The 3,492-nt window shown below is 45.4% G+C and carries 1 protein-coding gene and 1 pseudogene; both read right to left on the reverse strand.

All coding sequences use genetic code 11. The features are described from left to right. Positions 1-955 precede the first annotated feature (955 nt). Positions 956-1,321, reverse strand: a pseudogene (locus F6J99_RS43330) (transposase); the annotation flags it as partial. An 86-nt stretch (positions 1,322-1,407) separates the two neighbouring features. Then, positions 1,408-2,988: a reverse transcriptase domain-containing protein gene (locus F6J99_RS43335; protein ID WP_293123193.1), complete on the reverse strand. Its 1,581-nt coding sequence runs from the start codon at positions 2,986-2,988 to the stop codon at positions 1,408-1,410. Positions 2,989-3,492: the final 504 nt, after the last annotated feature.

The raw sequence follows: 3,492 nt of genomic DNA on the forward strand, positions 1-3,492 counted from the left end.
CCGCCATCCGGATGAACAGTTATAATTCTTGGGGTTGTCCCCGCGAGTTACCTGAGTCATACCTCTCCCGCACGAGGGAGGCTCCTACTCAGAACAAGCCGCACACAGTTATAACTTTTGGGGTTATCCCCGCGAGTTACCTAAGTCATACCCCTCCCGTTGCGGGAGGCTCCTACTTAGAACAAGCCGCACCTCTTCTGTAGGCGGAAAAGGTTTTGGCGGAGTTTCTTCCACTTTTGGCTTTTCCAGAGGTCGCTATATCTGTTTGACATGCGTCTACCCATACTCTCCTTTGGTTTGTGTATTCTGGATACCCGTGCCCAGTTAAGAGCACATCCTATCCGACAGTGGGGATTAAGCAAGACATAGCTTACTGGGGTTTCGACCTTTCCTCAGACCCATATTATGCTGTCGTTTTTACTTGTTCCGTCTGTTAGATTGTTATGACGATTTAGGGCAGTCCGGAGATGAAACCTTAGAATAGTGGAGCCTTACACCAAAATTTTTAACCCTTTTACCCATAGCCGACTAACTATAAAGGCTCCACTATTCTTGCGGTAACTTCGTTCCCAATTTGCCTATTCCCTTCTCAGAGATTACGATTACCATGGCTAAAGCATCGTGAGAATAAAGGAATAAAGTCTCGCATGACTTAATCAGATTGCGGCTTACCAATCAGACACTTTTTCAGGACTTTTGCTACTGTTACCCATGTCGTCTCCCTTTTAGCGGCAGTGTGGCACATCTGATTTTACCTCTGATTCCGCCCTGATGCCAGCGTCACTCTGCTAGGATGTCGCCTGCTCGGTGTGGCCAGATAAGGAGTCACATATCTCTTGATGGGATGGACTTTCACCATCATCCAACAGACAGTTAGAATTCGGGTTGTTACCCGCGAATCCCCTAAGTCATACCCCTCTAGTTTCTAGAGGCTCTTACTTAGAACAAGCCGCACAGCCATTCTGGTTTTGGATAAACCCTTGATGTTGAGCTTCTCGTGTGCCACTAGATCATGATTGTCTAGCAGATTTTTAGATGTTTTGAAATGGAAATCTTTTCTGGTATCAGCTACCTTTTTGTGAGCCTTGCCAAGTTTGACTACAGCCTTTTTCCTGTTATTGCTACCTTTCTTAGTCCTGCTAACAGCTTTGTGGATTTTTTTAAGCCGTTTTTGAGCTTTCCGGTAGTACTGAGGAATTTCGACCTCAGTGCCATCAGATTTGATCAAGAACGATTTAAGTCCCATATCAATCCCTACAGGATTAGATACTTGGTCTACGGGAATTATTTCAGGAACGGTATCATCCTGAATGGATAAGGATTACGGTCGATGCTGGGGATTAGCCCAGGCACCTCCGCTCCAAAGCCATACGTGAAAGTTTCCCCTCATACGGCTCCTAGATTCTCTCAACCTCTCGGCTTGTCAATAGACTTGCTCCAATGAATCTGTTGGTGACAACTTTGGTGGACAGCCATAAGGTTATTTCTCTTCCAGTTGTCATGATTTCCGTCTATGTGGTGTAGGTGTACCTTTTCCTCATCTACGAATTTCATTCCACAGTATCCACAAGAATGGTTTTGTTTTGCCAAAGCCTTAGATGTATCGTTGTTATAGAGCGCGCTTTTACGTTTGCTCCAGTAGACTAGGTCTCCATCATAAGGAGACTTAGTCCCTGTGACCATCTTGTGACCAAAAAGTTTCGTTTTTACTGCTGGGAAGGCTTTTTTGCATAGTTCCTTAGCCTTATATCGGTTTACTTTCTTTTCCTTCCGGAATTTCTTGTTTGCCGCGTAGTTTGGGAACCATAGCCTGTCCCTAGAGTTGCTCATATCACACCATCTGTGATAGTTTCGCCATCCTCTTACAATAGGCGCTAGCTTTTTGGCTTTGACTTCGGCACCATAATTCGAGCTGTTGACTATGGCTTTAATCTTCTCACGTACTTTTCTATGGTTGTCCACTGAGGGTCTGCAATGAAGTTTTCCGTTTTGCTTGACTCGCATATGCCAGCCAAGGAAGTCAAATCCATCTGTCGTTTTGGTTACTTTGGTCTTTTCTTTACTGATTTCGAGTCCTCGTTCGTCTAAGAATTTTTCCACCTTTTGGAGGACTTTTTCTGCATCGTGTTCTGGCTTTAAGAAGATGACCATATCGTCTGCATAGCGGACTGATGGGTGTATGTCTTCTATTCCGTCAAGTGCGATGTTGGCGAGTAGTGGGCTGACCACACCTCCCTGGGGCGTTCCTTGTTCAGGGAATTCTGGGCAGATGCCAGCCTTCAAACATCTGAATATCCCCGTCTTCAGACTGGCTGGTGCTAACAACCTATCCATGATGGATTTGTGGGAAATGCGGTCAAAACACTTTTTAATATCTAATTCGATGACCCTTTTGTTGATACCGTTCTTGGCTGCATTCAGGTTAGTGAATACATATTGTTGGGCATCATGCGCACTACGCCCAGTCCTAAACCCGTAACTCCGAGCGTGAAAGTTAGCTTCGTGCGCAGGTTCGAGGGCGTATTTTACTAGACATTGCCAAGCTCTGTCGGCGATAGTTGGTATTTTTAACATCCGGATTTTCCCATTCTTTTTAGGGATTGGTATTTCCCGAAGTCCACTATGAAACCAGGTGTGGCCATAGTGGTTCAATGTTTCTACTAACTCAATTCGCTCGCGGTAATTGAGGCTTTCCTTTCCGTCAATACCGGCAGTGCGTTTCCCCTGATTTAATTGTGTTACTTGACGGACGGCTAGAAGTTGAGCTGAACGGGATTTCATAATCAGTTTTTGTAGAGACCTAGCTTTCCTTAGGTCACCAGCTTGAACCGCTTTGTATATTCTTCGTTGTAGGCGAAATAAGTTTTGGCGGAGTTTCTTCCACTTCTGACTTTTCCATAGTTCGCGCTTATCTATAAGACATGCGTCTAACCAATCTCTACGCTCGTTGAATATATTCTGAGAACCCGTGCCCAGTTTTGAGCACATCTTACCCGACAGTGGGGATTCGGTTTGGCATAACTTACCTGAGGTTCGACCGGCCTCAAGACCCATATTTGCTGTCGTTTTTACTCGTTCCGTTGCTTAGATTGTTATGACGATTTAGGTCAGTCCACTTTGCCTATCCTCCTCTCGGAGATTACAGATGTCACGTAAGAAACTCTGTGAGAGTAGAGGATTTGTTCCACATATTTTATTCAGGTTGTGGTTTGCTACTTAGACATTTTTCTAGGACTACTTAGACCGTGTCGTCTCCCCATTAGCGCCAGTGTTGTTACCTGCTTTTGGTCAACTGATTGCGCCCTGATGCCAGCTTCACTCTAAAGGTTGCCGCCTTTTCGGTGTGGCCAGGTAGGGAGTCACTTATCTCCTAAAGGGTGGGGTCTTCACCCACATCCATGCAACAGTTAGGATTTTGGGATTATATCCCGCGAATCCCCCTAATCATACCTCTCCATTTTCTGGAGGCTCCTATTAGGAACGAGCCGCACT

This window comes from Moorena sp. SIO4G3 (genome assembly GCF_010692305.1).
GTDB lineage: Bacteria > Cyanobacteriota > Cyanobacteriia > Cyanobacteriales > Coleofasciculaceae > Moorena > Moorena producens_A.

What these genes read in the sequence shown, in the direction of transcription:
- F6J99_RS43335 (WP_293123193.1), bottom strand. Translation starts at nt 2,988, where the DNA reads ATGTGCTCAAAACTGGGCACGGGTTCTCAGAATATATTCAACGAGCGT.